The sequence below is a fragment of the Staphylococcus delphini genome, assembly GCF_900636325.1.
GTDB classification, from domain to species: Bacteria; Bacillota; Bacilli; order Staphylococcales; family Staphylococcaceae; genus Staphylococcus; species Staphylococcus delphini.
In genome coordinates this window covers 235,987-253,870 of the sequence record NZ_LR134263.1, presented here as the reverse complement: position 1 = coordinate 253,870, position 17,884 = coordinate 235,987, and the positions used below count along the sequence as shown (strand labels likewise).

Annotated in this window: 17 protein-coding genes; 9 read left to right on the top strand and 8 right to left on the bottom strand. The window is 40.6% G+C overall.

Features of this window, described 5'->3' with window-relative positions; all coding sequences use genetic code 11:
• Window positions 1-1,025: 1,025 nt before the first annotated feature.
• The 7 genes from EL101_RS01095 to EL101_RS01065 all read right to left on the bottom strand — a co-directional run bounded on the left by EL101_RS01095 (window position 1,026) and on the right by EL101_RS01065 (window position 6,995).
• A complete protein-coding gene (locus EL101_RS01095) occupies window positions 1,026-1,286 on the bottom strand; it encodes a type II toxin-antitoxin system HicB family antitoxin (protein ID WP_096598373.1) in 261 nt (86 codons plus the stop codon).
• A gap of 113 nt (window positions 1,287-1,399) precedes the next feature.
• Complete coding sequence (locus EL101_RS01090; RefSeq protein ID WP_096598371.1) at window positions 1,400-2,311, bottom strand: D-ribose ABC transporter substrate-binding protein; 912 nt, start codon at window positions 2,309-2,311, stop codon at window positions 1,400-1,402.
• Between the two features lie 18 nt (window positions 2,312-2,329).
• Complete coding sequence (locus EL101_RS01085) at window positions 2,330-3,268, bottom strand: ABC transporter permease subunit (protein ID WP_096598369.1); 939 nt, start codon at window positions 3,266-3,268, stop codon at window positions 2,330-2,332.
• Window positions 3,249-4,748, bottom strand: a complete 1,500-nt coding sequence (locus tag EL101_RS01080) for a sugar ABC transporter ATP-binding protein (protein WP_164715556.1) — start codon at window positions 4,746-4,748, stop codon at window positions 3,249-3,251. Before EL101_RS01080 ends, EL101_RS01085 begins: the two co-directional genes overlap by 20 nt.
• 9 nt (window positions 4,749-4,757) lie before the next feature.
• Window positions 4,758-5,147, bottom strand: coding sequence for a D-ribose pyranase (gene rbsD, locus EL101_RS01075; protein WP_096598365.1), 390 nt, complete (start codon window positions 5,145-5,147; stop codon window positions 4,758-4,760).
• Complete coding sequence (gene rbsK, locus EL101_RS01070) at window positions 5,140-6,024, bottom strand: ribokinase (RefSeq protein ID WP_096598363.1); 885 nt, start codon at window positions 6,022-6,024, stop codon at window positions 5,140-5,142. The genes rbsD and rbsK overlap by 8 nt, the downstream gene beginning before the upstream one ends.
• Window positions 6,024-6,995, bottom strand: a complete 972-nt coding sequence (locus EL101_RS01065; RefSeq protein ID WP_096598361.1) for a LacI family DNA-binding transcriptional regulator — start codon at window positions 6,993-6,995, stop codon at window positions 6,024-6,026. Before EL101_RS01065 ends, rbsK begins: the two co-directional genes overlap by 1 nt.
• A gap of 265 nt (window positions 6,996-7,260) precedes the next feature.
• Between EL101_RS01065 and EL101_RS01060 the strand changes: the two genes are divergently transcribed.
• Window positions 7,261-7,776: a peroxiredoxin family protein gene (locus tag EL101_RS01060; protein ID WP_096598359.1), complete on the top strand. Its 516-nt coding sequence runs from the start codon at window positions 7,261-7,263 to the stop codon at window positions 7,774-7,776.
• Window positions 7,777-7,983: 207 nt separating this feature from the next.
• Here EL101_RS01060 and EL101_RS01055 read toward each other — a convergent pair whose 3' ends face one another.
• A complete protein-coding gene (locus EL101_RS01055; RefSeq protein WP_096598357.1) occupies window positions 7,984-8,439 on the bottom strand; it encodes a P-loop NTPase family protein in 456 nt (151 codons plus the stop codon).
• A gap of 219 nt (window positions 8,440-8,658) precedes the next feature.
• On the opposite strand from EL101_RS01055, the gene EL101_RS01050 reads away from it, so the two are divergent.
• The 8 genes from EL101_RS01050 to fadD all read left to right on the top strand — a co-directional run bounded on the left by EL101_RS01050 (window position 8,659) and on the right by fadD (window position 17,858).
• The gene (locus EL101_RS01050; RefSeq protein WP_096598355.1) at window positions 8,659-9,171 is read left to right on the top strand and encodes a DUF4242 domain-containing protein; all 513 of its coding nucleotides are present in this window, start codon (window positions 8,659-8,661) and stop codon (window positions 9,169-9,171) included.
• Between the two features lie 159 nt (window positions 9,172-9,330).
• The gene (locus tag EL101_RS01045; protein ID WP_096598353.1) at window positions 9,331-10,071 is read left to right on the top strand and encodes an ABC transporter ATP-binding protein; all 741 of its coding nucleotides are present in this window, start codon (window positions 9,331-9,333) and stop codon (window positions 10,069-10,071) included.
• Window positions 10,072-10,084: 13 nt separating this feature from the next.
• Window positions 10,085-11,032, top strand: a complete 948-nt coding sequence (locus EL101_RS01040; RefSeq protein ID WP_096598351.1) for an ABC transporter substrate-binding protein — start codon at window positions 10,085-10,087, stop codon at window positions 11,030-11,032.
• 5 nt (window positions 11,033-11,037) lie between these two features.
• The gene (locus tag EL101_RS01035; protein WP_096598349.1) at window positions 11,038-11,802 is read left to right on the top strand and encodes an ABC transporter permease; all 765 of its coding nucleotides are present in this window, start codon (window positions 11,038-11,040) and stop codon (window positions 11,800-11,802) included.
• 15 nt (window positions 11,803-11,817) lie between these two features.
• Window positions 11,818-12,861: an acyl-CoA dehydrogenase family protein gene (locus EL101_RS01030; RefSeq protein ID WP_096598347.1), complete on the top strand. Its 1,044-nt coding sequence runs from the start codon at window positions 11,818-11,820 to the stop codon at window positions 12,859-12,861.
• 343 nt (window positions 12,862-13,204) lie between these two features.
• Window positions 13,205-14,377, top strand: a complete 1,173-nt coding sequence (locus tag EL101_RS01025; protein ID WP_096598345.1) for an MFS transporter — start codon at window positions 13,205-13,207, stop codon at window positions 14,375-14,377.
• A gap of 376 nt (window positions 14,378-14,753) precedes the next feature.
• Window positions 14,754-16,325 (top strand): fatty acid degradation protein FadX, encoded by a 1,572-nt coding sequence (fadX, locus tag EL101_RS01020; protein WP_096598341.1) that lies wholly within the window; start codon window positions 14,754-14,756, stop codon window positions 16,323-16,325.
• Between the two features lie 18 nt (window positions 16,326-16,343).
• Complete coding sequence (fadD, locus tag EL101_RS01015; RefSeq protein WP_096598339.1) at window positions 16,344-17,858, top strand: long-chain-fatty-acid--CoA ligase FadD; 1,515 nt, start codon at window positions 16,344-16,346, stop codon at window positions 17,856-17,858.
• Window positions 17,859-17,884: the final 26 nt, after the last annotated feature.

Here is a 17,884-nt window from a genome sequence, read left to right as displayed (position 1 = left end):
CAGTCACCCTACTTGCTGTATGTGGAGATGAAGGACAGCAAGGCATCAGTTTTAATTTTTTCCCTTTGAAATGTGATACTGGTAAAAGTGATGAAGCACAGCATTGGCAATCAATTAACCCTTTCGAAAACATGCCTCACCTCAATTTGATTGAAATGAACACTTGATGATTACCGAATTGGATTTTGGGAGCAGTACAGAAATCTCATGTGCAACAAAGATTTCGTCGTACTGCCCCCGCAAGTATGACTAGACTTCTCAAAAGCGAGCGCATTGAGAAGTCAGACAGCTACTGCGATAAACAGGAACCACTATTAAAAAGTAGAAATCATATTTAGATATTTATTTTATCCCTCAGGAGTGTCGCATGGTTGGTAGCTTGCATCGGGACTTTTCTCTTTGTGGAACATTTGCTCATTTCACCCTCTGTTACACTCAGTCACCCTACTTGCCGTGTGTGGAGATGAAGGACAGCAAGGCATCAGTTTTAATTTTTCCCTTTAAAATGTGATACTGGTAAAAGTGATGAAGCACAGCATTGGCAATCAATTAACCCTTTCGAAAACATGCCTCACCTCAATTTGATTGAAATGAACACTTGATGATTACCGAATTGGATTTTGGGAGCAGTACAGAAATCTCATGTGCAACAAAGATTTCGTCGTACTGCCCCCGCAAGTATGACTAGACTTCTCAAAAGCGAGCGCATTGAGAAGTCAGACAGCTACTGCGATAAACAGGAACCACTATTAAAAAGTAGAAATCATATTTAGATATTTATTTTATCCCTCAGTCGTGTCGCATGGTTGGTAGCTTGCATCGGGACTTTTCTCTTTGTGGAGCATTTGCTCATTTCACCCTCTGTTACATTCAGTCACCCTACTTGCCGTGTGTGGAGATGAAGGACAGCAAGGCTCTGTTTTTAAATTTTCTTCCCTTTAAAATGTGAGGCATCATAAAAACAGACGTATGTGAGATTTCTCCCAAACATACGTCTGTTTTTGATAAATATGTTGTTTAATGACTTATTGATTCGTTTCAACAGTGACTAAATGTAGTTGCTCATTCGTATTAAGGTTATTCATGAGCTCTTGAAATTTTGATGGTGTAGATATTTCATCGTTGTCATCTTCCATTACTAATAGGTACCCCTCCAAAGCATCTTGTGCCATCAATACAGCTTCTTCAATATCACTTCCGCATGTCATAGCACCTGGCAAATCAGGAAAATATACATTGTAATCCGTACCTTCTTCCTGTAACACTGCATAGAAATGGTATTTCATATCAATCCTTCCATATTTAAACTATCTACGTATATCGAGAAATGAACAAACGTTTCGAGTTATCTATTATATCTTATAACTCCTATAACTTTATTTCTATTCACTTCCAACCTCTACTGTGTGACTAATTTCAGTGGGATTTTAATAGATGCAGCGACTTTTTTACCATCCATCAACTGAAGTATTGATGTTACTGCTTTTTGTCCCATCACATCAGGTTGTTGTGCGACTGTTGCATTCAACTGTTTATTTTTAATCGACTTCATCGCATCTTCATTACCGTCAAAACCAACGACTAAAATATCCTTATCTCCAATTGCTTCAATCGCACCTAATGCCATCTCATCATTATGCGCAAAAATCGCTTGAATATCTGGATGTGCTTGAATCATATTTTGTGCGACGTTCAATCCTTCAGCACGATCAAATTTCGCGCTTTGTTTAGAAACGACTTCTAATTGTTGATCTGCGACTTCATGGAATCCTTTACCGCGTTCGCGTGTTGCACTTGCGCCAGGGACACCTTCTAATTCTGCCACTTTTGCATTTTCACCGAGTTGTTCCACAATAAAGTTCGCACCCATTTTACCACCCTCAACGTTATCAGAAGCAATAAATGTCGCCACTTTACCTTTATCGACAGAACGATCTAATGTAATAACTGGAATACCTTCATGGTTCGCCGATTCAACTGCACTTGAAATGGCACTTGAATCAGTTGGATTGACGATTAAATAATCCACTTGTTGTTGCACTAAGTCTTCAATGTCATTCGTTTGTTTTGCTGAATCATCACGTGCATCCACGACTTTAACTTTCATTCCATTTTTCTTTGCTTCTTTTTCGATACCATTTTTAATTGACACAAAGAATGGATTATTCAATGTCGAAATACTGACACCTATAGTAATATCCGACTTTTTCTTATTCGTCTTACCAGATTGATCCTTTTTCACAGGAGACTCTAATGAACACGCTGCTAAAAATACGACGACAGTAAGTAAAATTATTGCTAGTCTTTTCATCATTTTTGCCTCTTTCGCTTATTTTTTTCTATCAATTAATACTGCAATGAGAATTACAATCCCTTTAACGACTTGTTGATAGAATGACGATACACCTAATAAGTTCAAACCGTTGTTTAATACACCAATGATGAGTACACCGATTAATGTCCCTACAATACGTCCTTTACCGCCTGTTAATGATGTCCCACCTAACACAACAGCGGCGATAGCATCTAATTCATAAGCTGTACCGGCAGTCGGTTGCGCTGAGTTCAAACGTGATGTCAAAATCGCACCCGCTAATGCTGACATTAAACCAGAAATACCGTAAATTAAAACTTTAATGCGGTCGACTTTAATTCCTGAAATCAAAGCCGCTGTTTCGTTACCACCAATGGCATATGTATGGCGTCCAAGCGTCGTACGGTGCAAAATGATAAATAGGATAACAAATGCAATTGTCATTGTCACTGCTGGTACTGGGATACCGAAGAAATAACCTTTACCAAACAATTGAAAAAGATAATTGTCCCCTAAATTGGTAATCGGATTCCCGTCAGTCACAACAAGTGTTAAGCCACGGAAAATTGTCATCGTTGCTAATGTAGCGATGAACGGTGCCATTTTACCTTTTGTGACGAATAAGCCATTGACTACACCTAAAATAAAACCGATCAATACGCCGATAATTATTGCGATAATCGGATCAAGACCGCTCGTAATCATCAATGCAATAAAAGCTGATGATAATGCTAAAATCGACCCTACTGATAAGTCGATGCCGCCTGTTAAAATCACGAAAGTCATCCCAAAAGCAATGAGCCCGTTAATAGAAACTTGACGTAATAAGTTAAGTAAATTGGATAAGTCTAAAAATGCGGTATTCAGTATACTAATAATGACAACAAGTAAAATCAAACCGACAAATGGTAATATTTTTTCGAAAAACGGTGCTTTAGCCGTTAACTGTTTCATTTAAAGTCCCCCCTGTTGCTAATGTCATAATGTTCTCTTCTGTGATGGCATCGCCTTTTAAATGACCTGCGACCTTGCCTTCATGAACAACCATAACGCGATCACTCATGCCGATAACTTCTGGTAATTCTGAGGAAATCATAATAATCGACACACCCCGTTCAGTCAGTTCATTCATTAATTGATAAATTTCACGTTTGGCACCGACATCTATACCTCGTGTCGGCTCATCAAAAATAATGATATTCGGGCCAGTCCCAATCCATTTAGCTAAGACGACTTTTTGTTGGTTCCCCCCTGACAATGCCGCAACAGGTCGTTCATCATCCCCCTTTATGTTTAAACGGTCTTGCATCGTTTTAACAAAAGCTTTCGTGCTCTTCGTATCGACAAAGCCATATTTCGCAAAACTTTTAAGTGATGGTAAAACCATATTGTCACGAATTGAAAAGTCTAATATGAGCCCTTCATCTTTACGGCGTTCGGTAATCATAGCAAGTCCGTGCGCCATCGCATCTTGAGGAGAACTGATTTTGACCGCCTTACCTCTAATTTTGATAGCGTTTTCATTTTTATCTATGCCAAATAAACTTCGCATCATTTCGGTACGTCCGGCACCCATTAAACCACTAACGCCTAAAATTTCGCCTTCATTCAAATGAAACGCAGCATGTTCAATGTGATAATCTTGATGGTTTAAAGCTTCCACTTCTAATACAGGTGATTGTTCTACGTAATCCCGTGTCGGATACTGCTCATCAATATCTCGGCCGACCATAGCTCTCACAATTTCTGGGTAAGAGGTCTCTGTAGTTGCACGATACAGTACTGTTTTACCATCTCGCATCACTGTAATTTCATCCGATATTTCAAAAATTTCAGCCATTCGATGTGAAATATATACAAAGGCTACTCCTTGTGATTTCAAACGACGCATTAATTTAAATAGTGCTTGAATTTCGTTATCCGTCAGTGTAGCAGTTGGTTCATCCATAATAATCATTTTGGCATCTGTCATGAGTGCCTTTGCAATTTCTATCATCTGTTGCTCACCAATAGAACAATATTTGGCTAATTTATTAAACGGAATATGAAAATCTAACGTATCAAAAATGTGTTTTGCTTGAGCACGCATCGCTTTTTGATCTAAAAAACCTAAAGCATTGCGTTTTTCTTTACCAACAAATAAATTTTCGATAACAGTCAATTCCGGCCAAATATTGAGCTCTTGATGAATAAAGGTAATTCCTTCAGCTTCAGCTTGCTTTGGATTATCAAACGTTATCGGCTGATCAAAGTACGTTAATGTACCTTGATCTTTTTGATGAATGCCGACTAACACTTTCATTAATGTTGATTTTCCAGCACCGTTTTCACCCATTAACGCATGAACGGACCCTTCTTTCAATGTAAAATCTACCCCTTGTAATACTTTGTTTGTGCCAAATGATTTATGAATATTCGTCATTTGAATCATCATTGTCACCCCTTAGAAAATCACACCACTTTTTAAAATGATATTGGCATATGGTGTTGCCTCGCCTGTTCGAATAATTGCTTTTGCATGGCGTGTTTGCTTTTTAAATTTTTCATGTGAGACCATTTCAAGCGTTGGAAAATCGTTTTTAACTTTTTGATACAATGCTTCATTTTCCTCTACCATTTCACGAGCGACAACGACTTGTTCTATGGCCATATGATGCATGAGTTCTTCATACACTTCTTCAAATGATGGCGTACCTTCTTTCAATGCGATATCAATCCGTTTCACCCCGTCTGGAATCGGGAGTCCACAATCCGCTATAACGATTTCATCTGTGTGACCTAATCTGCTTAGTACACGCGAAATCTCACTGTTTAATGTGCCAAATTTATACATTTAATTCACCTTCCAAATCCGCAAAATATGGCATGCCACCTTGTGCACCCATGCCTGTGACTGAATGACTTGCCGCTAAGTTAGCAAATTCAATCGCTTGCGTTAACGGATAATCTTTTTGTAATCCAACTGCTAATGCGCCGTTAAATGTATCTCCTGCACCTGTCGTATCTTTGACTGCTCTTTTGAAGCTTGGGACTTTAACGATTTGTTCACCGTTATGATACATTGCCCCTTCTGAACCAAGTGTCACAATCAGTTTGTTTGGATATTGTGCCGCGGCTTCTTCAATGGCCATACCTTCAAATAGATGCGCACTTTCCGTTTCATTAGGCGTAATATAATGTGCTTGTTCGATGACTTTTGCAGGTACTTCACGATAAGGTGCTGGATTTAAAATAGAGACAATATCGTGTTGCGCACAGTAATCAATGACATGTGCGACTGTTTCTGCTGGAATTTCTTGTTGAATCAGCACAATGTCCCCCGCTTCCATACGCGCCAAGTACGGCTGAATACGTTCTGGTGTGACATAACTATTCGCTGATGGCACAACGATAATACGATTGTCTTGTTGTGATAACGTAATATGTGCTGTTCCAGATGGTTCACCTTCAATCACTTCGATACCATCTACTTGCACACCATTGTCTTTAAAGTTTTGTTGAATTTGCGCACCGAATGTATCTTCACCGACACAACCGATCATATGCACTTGTTCACCGAGACGTGCTGCCGCAACAGCTTGGTTCGCACCTTTGCCTCCAGGTGTTGTGAAGAAGTCCTTACCTAACACTGTCTCACCTTGTTCTGGTACTACTTGTGAAGAGACTACTAAATCCATAGACATACTTCCAATGACATAAATTTGACGCATCATTCATTCCTCCTTGTCGTTTCTCTTTCTATTAATGTGACATCTAACACTGTTTTTCTTTCTATATTGCTTTGACCTTCAATTTGGGCGATTAATTTTTGAGCTGCGCGTTCCCCTAACGTATATGCCGGTTGTCGCACAGTGGTTAATCCAGGCACAAACCATTCCGCGAGTGGCATGTCATCATAACCAACCACTTGTATCATTTCGGGTACACGTTGTCCATCATAATAAAGCCATTTCAATACACGAAATGCCGCCACATCATGACTACAAATCACACTGTCAATGTTGTTTTCATGCACTAAATTTAAAAAATGGGCCTCAGTCATAGCTAAATCTGATATTTCAAATACTGTACAGCCCGCTTCTTGTAATACTTTGCGTGCTGTTTCATACCGCTGTTGAAATGATTGATAACTTTGATCTTGATACACAATCAACACGCGCTGGCCCTCGCCACGGAGTACCACTTCAGCTTGCAAACGTCCCCCTTGTTGATGATCGGCTTCAACACAATAGTCATCCGCTGTCACTCGATCGACGAGCACATGGGGCCGCTCATCACTTTGGAGCTGTTCAAAGGCATGCGCTGTTGACAGTTGCGACGCGATAATACCACTGCAATGATTTGCTTTGAACGTTGCCAAATAGTTCAACTCTTTATGCTCATTCATCGCACCATTTCCAATCATAATGTGATAACCGTGCGCCATTGCTGTATCTTCTACGCCACGTGCCACTTGTGTAAAGAATGGGTTGCTCATATCTGGTAACAATAAACCCAGAACTTTAGATTGTTTCATATTCAAAGTACGAGCCACTTCATTTGGCGCATAGTCTAACTGTTGAATGGCTGCATCAATTTTAGCCTTCGTCGCAGCTTTTACATAACCACTCTGATTCATCGCTCGAGATACAGTCGCTACCGACACACCCGCCAAAGCTGCCACTTCTTTTATTGTCGCCATCGCACACCTCCTATTGTGGAAACGTTTACATACAAATTAACATGAGTTTCAAAAAGGTGCAAGATAAAGTCTCATATTCATTGTGAAAACTAAGACTTCCCGCACACTGCCAGCAGTCCAAACGTCATTTTTTGTTCAAAAATCAATTTGTTTTTGCTCGATTACAAGCACGCTACTCCGTCCTATCACGCAACAATGTTATATTAGAAATTACAGAAATAGCTTATTAGTATGTCAACATTACAGAAAAAAGGAGCGCATGATAATGACAGAATTTAGATTAGGCGATCAAATGCCGAACTTCCAATTGAATACAACAGATGGTGCGACATTTGATTTTCAAAAATTTCAACAAGGCCATCCAAATCAATGGTATTTTGTGATCAATTTCCGTGGTGCTTGGTGTCCAATATGTGTGGATGAGATTGAAAGTTTAGTGGCAAATAAAGGTTACTTTGAAGGGAAAAATATTCAAATCATTTTAACTTCAGATGATTCAGCAGATAATCTTCGTCAATTGGTAGCGGACAAAGCCGTACCATTTCCAGTGCTGGTTGACGACAACAATGATTTTGCGAATGCTTATGGTGTTTATAGTCATCCAGATGATGCGATTTATAATGATCACGGTAAGCATAATGAGCCTGCATATTTCTTAATCTCAGAGGACAATCGTTTGCTTTATCAACAAAAACAGACGAATCCTTTTGGTCGTCCAACATTAGTGGAGTTGAGAAAGATTATTCAATATATCCAAAAAAGTTATAAAAAGGCTGAGTAGTAGAAAAGAGCCGTTAACTTAAATTTCAGAAGCATGTCGTTGTAATGACAAATTAGATGATTGCTTTAAGTATGTCGAATAATACTTTGAAAGGGGATGGGACATTGAGTTTCACATCCCCTTTCGTTTTAGCTTTTGACAGTCTTTTATATGTTGTCCCCCCACGACTTGAATCCTCAGTCATTCGCTTCAACCCCGAGTCATCATTCATCTTCGCCATAGTTCACAATGGTCGGCATGGCGTCGATAAATACGCAAGATTCTCTCTGTTTTCTGATGCTCATATTGCCAAATGTAACGGATAAATTCCCAACTGATGATGTCTGGGTTGTCTCCAGTTTGAGGATGAATCTTGCGCATCACATAGCGACGAATGACGCGTAAAATACAACGCCAACGTGCATCCGTAAGCCATATTAACAAATCTGCGCGCGCTAATCTGTCGTCTAATGTCGCTTCATATGTGCCATCCATTACCCATGCGTCTGCCTTCACAATTTCAGTGACTTGTTGTTGCAACACTTCTGCCGGTACAAGCGCATCACCCTCCCATGCATAGCGATCCAAATGAAATGTGGGTATGTTGAGCGCCCTTCCAATTTTCACACATAACGTCGATTTTCCCGAACCGGGCATACCTAAAATCACAATACGTCGATACACATTTATTCCCCCTCTACGGATATTCACTTTATTATAAACTACTAAAGCTGTGACACCGTAATAATAATATTTTTACTCATCAAATGTTTCAACACCGTACAATGATCTCTATTGTTTCGCGTTTGTCAAAAAATTCTGATTTATTTTTGATTAATCCCTTGTATTCTGATAGGAATTAATGTAATATATCCATATTAAAAAGGGTTGGAGGTCTCATTTATGTCATTATACTTATTGGAAACTCAAGATTTATCATTCGCCAAAACATCAGCAGAATTAGAAGCAAAGGTACAATCACTTTCTGAACAAGGAGGCCCAGAATTGATTGAAGTCCAAGTGACAGAAGATTTATCACATGGCTATTTCATTGTAGAGGGCAACAGTGAAGAAGAGGCAAAACAATTTTTAGAAGATGCGTCTATTCAAGTCAGCTTAGTGAAAGAAGTACGCCTTGTCGGCAAAGATTTAGAGGAAGTGAAACAAGGCGACGTTTCTATCGACTATTTAGTCACTTGGAACATCCCAGAAGGCATTACAATGGAGCAATATTTAGAACGTAAAAAGAAAAATTCCGTCCATTATGAAGAAGTGCCTGAAGTTCAATTCCAAAGAACTTACGTTTGCGAAGATATGACAAAGTGCGTCTGCCTCTATAATGCACCAGATGAAGATGCGGTTCGTCGTGCACGTGAAGCTGTGAATACACCGATTGACGGCATCGAAAAAATTTAACGTCATTTAGGCGTCCATGCACAGGACACATTTGGGAGCGGGAAATGCGTCGTCAGTGAGCGATTGGGTTTTAGATATCACATACTGTCGATGCCCTTTTCTCGCTCTTTCTTATCACTATAATTCTTAGTGTTTTAATAAGATTTAGGAGGTGGCACCGTGATTGAAATTAAAGCACTGCAGCATGATTTTGGGGCACATCGGGTCATTCAAAATTTTAATTTAACCATACCGACTGGAAAGATTGTGAGCTTGATTGGTAAAAGTGGTTGCGGCAAATCGACGTTACTCAATATTATCGGTGGATTTTTAACACCGACATCAGGTGACATCATCATCAATCAGACACCAAAGACGGCGCCATCACCGGACTGCTTAATGCTATTTCAACATCATAATTTATTACCTTGGAAAACGATTAACGACAATATTAGGCTCGGCTTAAATCAAAGTGTATCCAATACGCACATCAATACCTATTTATCGACTGTCGGGTTAGCTAATAAAGGGACGCACTTCCCTGCTGAGCTGTCTGGCGGGATGCAGCAACGTGTCGCCATTTGTCGTGCACTGATTCATCAACCTCGTGTCGTTTTATTAGACGAACCCCTCGGCGCACTGGATGCCTTTACACGTTATAAATTGCAAGATGAATTGGTTAAATTACGCACACATACAGATGCAACACTGATCCTCGTGACGCATGACATTGACGAAGCACTCTATTTATCCGATGAAATTGTCTTACTCGGGGACGGGGCGCGCATTATCAATCAATATACCGTGCATCAATCTCATCCGAGAAACCGTAATGATGCGGCATTATTGTCAATTCGCCATCAAATCATGGAAGATTTCGCACTCAATCATCACATGGCGGAACCAGAATATCATTTGTAAAGGAGCGCTATAGATGAGAAAAAGATTACTTATTTTATTGAGCATCGCCCTTTTCATCGTGACGGGTTGTACGCCAAATTCTCAAAATCATGCAAGCCATGATAAAAAAGTGCTGAAAATAGGCTACTTGCCGATCACACATGCGGCGAATTTGATGATGACGAAAGAAATTAAAAAGAACAATCCGTATTACGACGTCGAATTGGTCCGTTTTAACAATTGGCCTGATCTGATGGATGCATTGAACAGCGGGCGAATAGATGGTGCCTCTACGTTAATCGAACTGGCGATGAAAGCAAAATCGAAAGGTTCCCCAATCAAAGCAGTGGCACTCGGCCATCATGAAGGGAATGTCGTCCTCGGTCAAAACGGCCATGATTTGCATGACTTTAACAATAAAGATGATTATGCGTTTGCGATTCCACATCGTTATTCCACACATTATTTACTGTTAGAAGAAATGCGCAAACAGCTTCATGTTCATGACGGCCATTTTCATTATCACGAAATGGCACCTGCTGAAATGCCTGCCGCACTCAGTGAACAACGTATTGACGGTTATTCCGTGGCAGAACCATTCGGCGCACTCGGTGAAAAGCTTGGAAAAGGTCACTTATTGCAACACGGCAGCGATATTATGCCTGATGCGTATTGTTGTGTCCTCGTCTTACAAGAAGATGTCATTCAACACCATCATCAAGCCGCTCAACAGTTTGTCAGTGATTACAAAAAAGCGGGTTATCAATTAGATGATACAGCCAAAAGTGTGGATGTCATGTCGAAATATTACAAACAAGACCGCAAAATTTTAGAACAATCTGCAAGGTGGACGTCTTATGGAGATTTAACGATCCAACGAGCGGGCTACGATAAAATTGCACAACTCGTGAAGTCTCATCAGTTATTTGACGCACCTTCATACGCGCAATTTGTCGATGATTCATTATATGAGAAAGGGTGATTCACATGATAGCAACCGTATTTAAAAATTATTTACGCCCTTTCTATACTTTCGTCTTGTTCTTATTAATTTGGCAATGTGTGATTTGGATTGGTGATTATCAACCGGTCTTGTTGCCTGGTCCTATTCAAGTCGCACAAAGTATTGGCCATTTCATCATAACCGGGGAAATATTTGTCCATCTGAGTATTAGTTTATATCGCTTTATTGTCGGGTTTTTAATCGCTGTCTTACTCGCCATTCCACTCGGCATTTTGTTAGGGCGCAACCGAATGCTTTATCAAGCGATTGAACCTTTACTACAAACGATTCGACCTATTTCACCGATTGCGTGGTCTCCTTTTATCGTACTCTGGTTCGGGATTGGCAGTTTACCAGCGATTTTCATCATTTTTATCGCTGCTTTCTTTCCTATCATTTTCAACACGATTAAAGGTGTGCGTACGATTGATAATCATTATTTAAAAATTGCCGATAACTTGAACTTACGTGGCTGGGCATTATATCGTGACATTATTTTTCCTGGCGCATTTAAACATATCATGTCAGGCATTCATGTCGCGGTCGGCACAAGTTGGATTTTCTTAGTGTCAGGAGAAATGATCGGCGCACAGTCTGGACTCGGTTTTCTCATTGTCGACTCTCGCAATATGTTGAACTTAGAAGATGTTTTATCCGCCATCTTTTTCATCGGTCTTTTCGGTTTTCTTATTGACCGTCTTATTAGTTATTTGGAACGTCTCATTTTAAAACGCTTTGGAGAATCTTAATAAAGGAGTAATCAGATGACTACGTTAGAAACTTTAATCGAACAAAAACTGGACCCTTACTTAATCGACATTGATCACGGACAATATTACGCACAAGACTTTATCGCACAATTATTTAAAGACGGCCATTTTTCTAAAGATGATCTTAAACAAAATGCCTTGGTGATTGAAAAAGTCGCATACTCATGCTTGACAACAGCCTTTTGTTTATGGTGCCAACTCGCCTTTTCAACATATTTAAAACAAGCGCAACAACCGGCATTACACGAAGATTTACAACAACAAATTTTATCTGGCCAAGCGTTAGGCGCAACAGGCTTGTCTAACCCGATGAAGTCGTTCAATGCATTAGAAACTTTCAACTTAACGCATCATTATGAAGGTGAACAACTGATCGTCAACGGAAAATTGCCAGCAGTGAGCAATATTGGCGCGTCGCATTATTTCGGTGCCATATCACAAAATACAGAGACGAACGAACTCGTAATGTTTATTCTACAAGCGAATACAGATGGCCTCACACTGGAAGAAAAATCCAACTTCTTAGGGGTCAACGGTTCAGCCACTTTCAGCATGACATTCGACAATGTGGCCGTACCAGCATCACAAATCATTACGAAAGATGCCGAACAATTTGCGGCAACGATTCGCCCGCAGTTCGTCACTTTACAAATCCCTATCGCATTAGGTGCCATTCAAAGTTCGCTCGACTTAATCGATCAATTTTCAAACGCACAAAATGGCATTAATGCGTATTTAGAGTATGATGTTGCACATTACAAAAAGCAGTTTGACACGTTACGCGAGCAATATTATGCATTGTTAGATCAAGCGCAAGATGACTTAAGTGAACATTTACTCGAAATCATTCAATTGAAAAAAGCACTCGGCTATTTATTGTTAGAAGTGAACCAAGCGTCAATGGTGAATGGCGGTTCTCGGGCTTATTCGCCAAAAGCGCCACAAGCACGCAAGTTGAAGGAAGGCTTTTTCTTTGCGGCACTCACACCCACATTACGCCATTTAGGCAAACTTGAAGAAACATTACAGACGACGTAACAAACTCAAACGCGTCACCCAATCAAAAGTGAAGTCACCCTTTTACAAAATGATGCTTTTCCTAGGCTATGTCTCAGCTCACCCTCATTTGTTAACTATCATACAAAAATGCCGGTGAGTTGAGGCAAATCATTTTGGGAAAGGGAGACCAAAGGAAGTCATATCCCGTGAAGCAATTGTAAAGTTCAACAATTTGTAATACTCCGGCTTTTGTTCAACACAGTGCGCATCAATGTTGTCCACCCCGTCCTTCCAATACCTCTTATTTAACATGTCGCCTACGATGTTCTATACTAAATACATATCAACCTACTTCTATTGCCAACAAAAGGTGGTCCTGTTTATGCAAGAAAAACTTTGGTCTAAAGACTTTATTTTCATCACGTTGACCAACTTTTTAATGTACATGATTCACTATATGCTCATTGTAACAGTGACAGTGTTCACAATTAATGAATTCCATACTTCTGAAAGTATCGGCGGTCTTGCATCAGGTATTTTCATTATCGGTATGTTAATAGGACGGCTTGCTTCTGGGCGTATCGTCGATGCAATTCAACCTAAAAAAGTACTCGTTTATGGTGTTATTTTTTCAATTGTCACAGTCGCACTTTATTTTGTCATCCAAACACTCGCCCTATTATTAATAGTGCGTTTTATCCATGGTATCGCATTTGGCTTTTCTTCTACTGCGACAGGTGCCATTTCGTCTCGTATTGTACCGGAAGCACGTAAAGGGGAAGGCATCGGTTACTACGCTTTAAGTGTGACAACCGCTTCTGCTGTGGGACCGTTTTTGGGTATTTTATTCAACCAATCATTCGGTTTCCGCTCGATATTCACACTCGGTTTAGGTGTGATTATACTGGCATTCATACTTGCAGTTGCCTTGAAACCTTTACCTCAAGTAGAAACGTCAATGAAAAGTACACCGCTGAAAGGGATTGGCGCATTTATTCAAAAAGATGCCATGCCCCTCTCTTTCGTCTTAGCTGTGATTGGTGTCGCCTATTCAAGTGTACTCTCATTCTTATCTGTGTATACAGAAACAATGGATTTACCGACAGCGGCCAGCATTTTCTTTATCGTGTACGCCATCAGTGCGTTTGTGACCAGACCTTTCACTGGCAGAATTTTTGACCAATATGGCCACAATGCAATGATGTATCCTGTCATAATTATTTTCGCAATCGGCCTCGTCATATTAAGCAGTGCACAAGGGACGTGGCTCATCGCATTATCGGCTATTTTTATCGGTATTGGTTACGGAACGATTGTGCCGAGTGGTCAAGCTATCGTCGTGCAACAGGCCCCTCGCCATCAAGTCGGCCTTGCGACATCAACATTTTATATTTTCTTAGACTTTGGCGCAGGTTTCGGCCCCTTTTTATTAGGTTATATCATTTCAATGTGGGGGTTCCATACGCTTTACGTTGCCATGGCCATATTAGCACTCATCGCACTCGTACTCTATTATGTCGTACATGGACGTCATGTCGCTCAACACTCAAAATAACACTTAAAGGACTGGCCATCACAAAGGGCTAGTCCTTTTATTTTTGAACGCCCTATCCTTATTCTTTCACCCCAAAGGATAACTAAGGGTAAGTCATCGGTCATTAACATAGAATCACAAGGAACGGTCCTCCAATCATTTGCGACTACATAAAATGATGTCCCCCTCCCTATACCGAATGCCCAATTGAAAATTTTTTCCTCCTCCAATGTAAACGCCTGAAAACAGTGTCACCACGCATTTCATCGCACCAAATTTTGTGTCGTTGTTGTGACTATTATCTGAAAATACAAATTTTTTATTTTTACAATTGTTGTAACTGTGTTATATTTCATGTAAGGGCTTACATAAAAAGTGTAAAAGGAGGCTCTGTGATATGGAAAAGTGTACATGGACAACGATTCCATCACTGATAAAAAAAGGTGATGTGGTAGGTCTGGCGGCGCTGACTGTTTCTAATTTACCGGCAGCACTGCTTGCATCGTTAATTGAACATTATGATCAGCATCAAGAACCAAAACACCTGACGATGATGATGGCAAATGATGTGAGTAGTCGTGGGTTAGCAATTGAATTAGATGACTTCGTTGCACGACACATGGTAGACCGTGTCATCATGAGTATTATGACCGCTTCCCCACGGACAGCACAAGCGATCAAAAACAACGAATTGGAAGCTTATTTTTTGCCACAAGGCGTGATTGCTACACACTACCGTCAAACCAACGCTATCACACCTGGCGTGATTACAAAGATTGGCTTGAACACCCATATCGACCCACGCTATCAAGGGGGGCGCATCAATGATAAGACGACTTCATCACTCGTCTCTTTTCTGAATATTGATGGTGAGGATTTTCTGCATTATCAATTGCCACCGTTAGATGTCGCATTGCTTCGAGGTACATTTGCCGATGAACAAGGGAACATTTATATGGACGAAGAAGCGCATCTCGGTGAAAGTTACAGTTTAGCACTCAATGCAAAGGCCAATGGGGGTACCGTTATCGTACAAGTGAAAGCTATTGTTGATAACAGTCAACGAAATCCGAATCACGTATATATTCCTGGTTCACTTATTGATTACGTTTATGTCGTTGAAGATACTTCCTACCATCGACAAGTCGTCCAAACACCGTACCAACCTACATTGTCTGGACAAGCCCGTATCGATACCATACCCGAATCCCCACTGCCCTTTAGCGTACGAAAAGTGATGTTGCGCCGTGCAGCCCAATTTTTAAACGTTGGGGACACGATCAGCATCGGTTATGGCATCAACAACGAATTGACAAACCTTCTGCATGAGGAACATGTCAATGATCTCGTCCAGCCTATTATGGACATTGGTATTTTTGGAGGTTTTATCGGGAGTCGAGAACATTTCGGGATGAACTACAATTCCGACGTTCGCATGCGGCATGAATTGACATGGGACTATATCTACAACGGGGGTGTTTCCATTGCATTAATGAGTTTTGCGGAAGTCGACCAACATGGCAATGTCAACGTCTCCTACTTCGGCAATCGCATGAATGGTTGTGGTGGCTTTATCGACATTAGTCAATCTGTACAAAAGTTGATTTTGACCGGCACACTCATCGCTGGCGCCAAGCTCAGTATAGAAGGCCAACGCTTATCGGTAGTAGAAGAAGGCCATACACAAAAATTTGTGGAGACGGTCAGTAACATTGATTTCAATGCATCGTACGCCAAGTCATTACATCAAGAAGTCTTTTTCGTGACAGACCGCGCTGTATTCGAACTGCAAGATGACGGCCTCACTTTGATAGAAGTCGCACCAGGACTAGACATCGAACAAGATATTATCGCTCAAATGGGCTTTACACCACAGATTTCACCACATTTAAAACAGATGGATGCCTCGATGTATCAACGACATTGGGGGCTATTACGACAGAGGATTCAGTCAAACAAAACAGTCTAAACAAGGGGGTATTGAGAGATGAATTTCGATTGGATTAAAACACGTGCAGACTTTGATATTGAGAAACCCGCAGTCATTGATCACCTTAAAGGAACATCATGGTCATACCAGCAACTGAATATCCGTGCAGATAATATGGCACATTATTTAACTCAGCAAGGCATTCGAAAAGGGGATGTCGTCGGTGTACTTGCACCTAACGATGTTGCATTGTTAGATTTACTGTTCGCTTGTTTCAAAATGGGGGCTGTCTTTTTACCGATTAACTGGCGACTCAGCCCAAAAGAAATTGCAGCGATTGTCGAGGATTCCACTTTAAAATTATTATTTTACGCTGAAAAGCATTTAAGTTCGCTGAGTGAAGTCAATCCTGAATACTTGCATATGGACATTGATTCCGATGCATACAACCAGATTGTTGACCCCTCACAACATTCTGTCTTCAAAGCCATTGCTGTAGAGTCCACAGACCTGGCTGCATTGATTTATACAAGTGGTACAACCGGCGTTCCTAAAGGGGTCATGTTTTCCTATGAATCATTCGTGCATAATGGCGCCAATATTGAACTGACTTACAAATTCAACTCAGACTACCTCACAATTATTTCCACGCCGATGTTTCATGTTTTAGGTTTTAACGATACGGTGTTGCCAACGTTAATGGCAGGCGGCACGTTAGTCTTACAACGCTATTTCAATGGCGAAGAACTGAACGACATGATTGCACAATATCACCCAGACTTCCTCATCATGATTCCAACGATGTATTACAGCACATTGACACAAAAAAATTTCAATCCGAATGACTTTAGAGCGATGAAATATGTCATTCAAGGAGGCTCTCAACCGTTACCGAGTATTCAACAAGCCTTCAAAAAATACGGTATTAACATTATTAACGGATACGGCCTCACTGAAGCGCCACTCGTCATGGTTAACACGCCTGACAATGCCCGACATAAGCCGATGAGTATTGGGAAAGCGGTGATGTTTGTCGATGCGAAAGTGCTAGATGATGACAAAAATGAAGTCGCAAACGGTGAAATTGGTGAACTGGCTATTCGTGCCAAAAATGTTACGCCAGGTTATTGGAATAAACCTGAAGAGACCGCCAAAATTTTCCACGAACAGTATTTACTCACTGGTGATTTAGCGAAAAAGGATGAGGAAGGCGACATTTTCATTATCGACCGTAAAAAAGAACTCATCATTACTGGAGGTGAAAACGTCTTACCATCAGAAGTTGAAAATGTACTTGCTGAACATCCACTCATTGATCGCTGTGTCGTCGTTGGTTACGAACATCCGAAATACGGTGAATCCATTGCAGCGGCGATTATTTTACGAGAGCAACCTGACGATTATGTAGACCAACTCGACCAACATATGCGTGGACGATTAGCTGGATACAAAGTGCCACGCATGTATTTGCCGGTCACACATATGCCACTCAATTCAACCCAAAAGCCGGATAAAATAACCATCGCGAAAATGATGAATGAAAAAGCACAACAACAAGCAGCTGAACAATAATAAGCAAGTCACACGAAGATCACTAT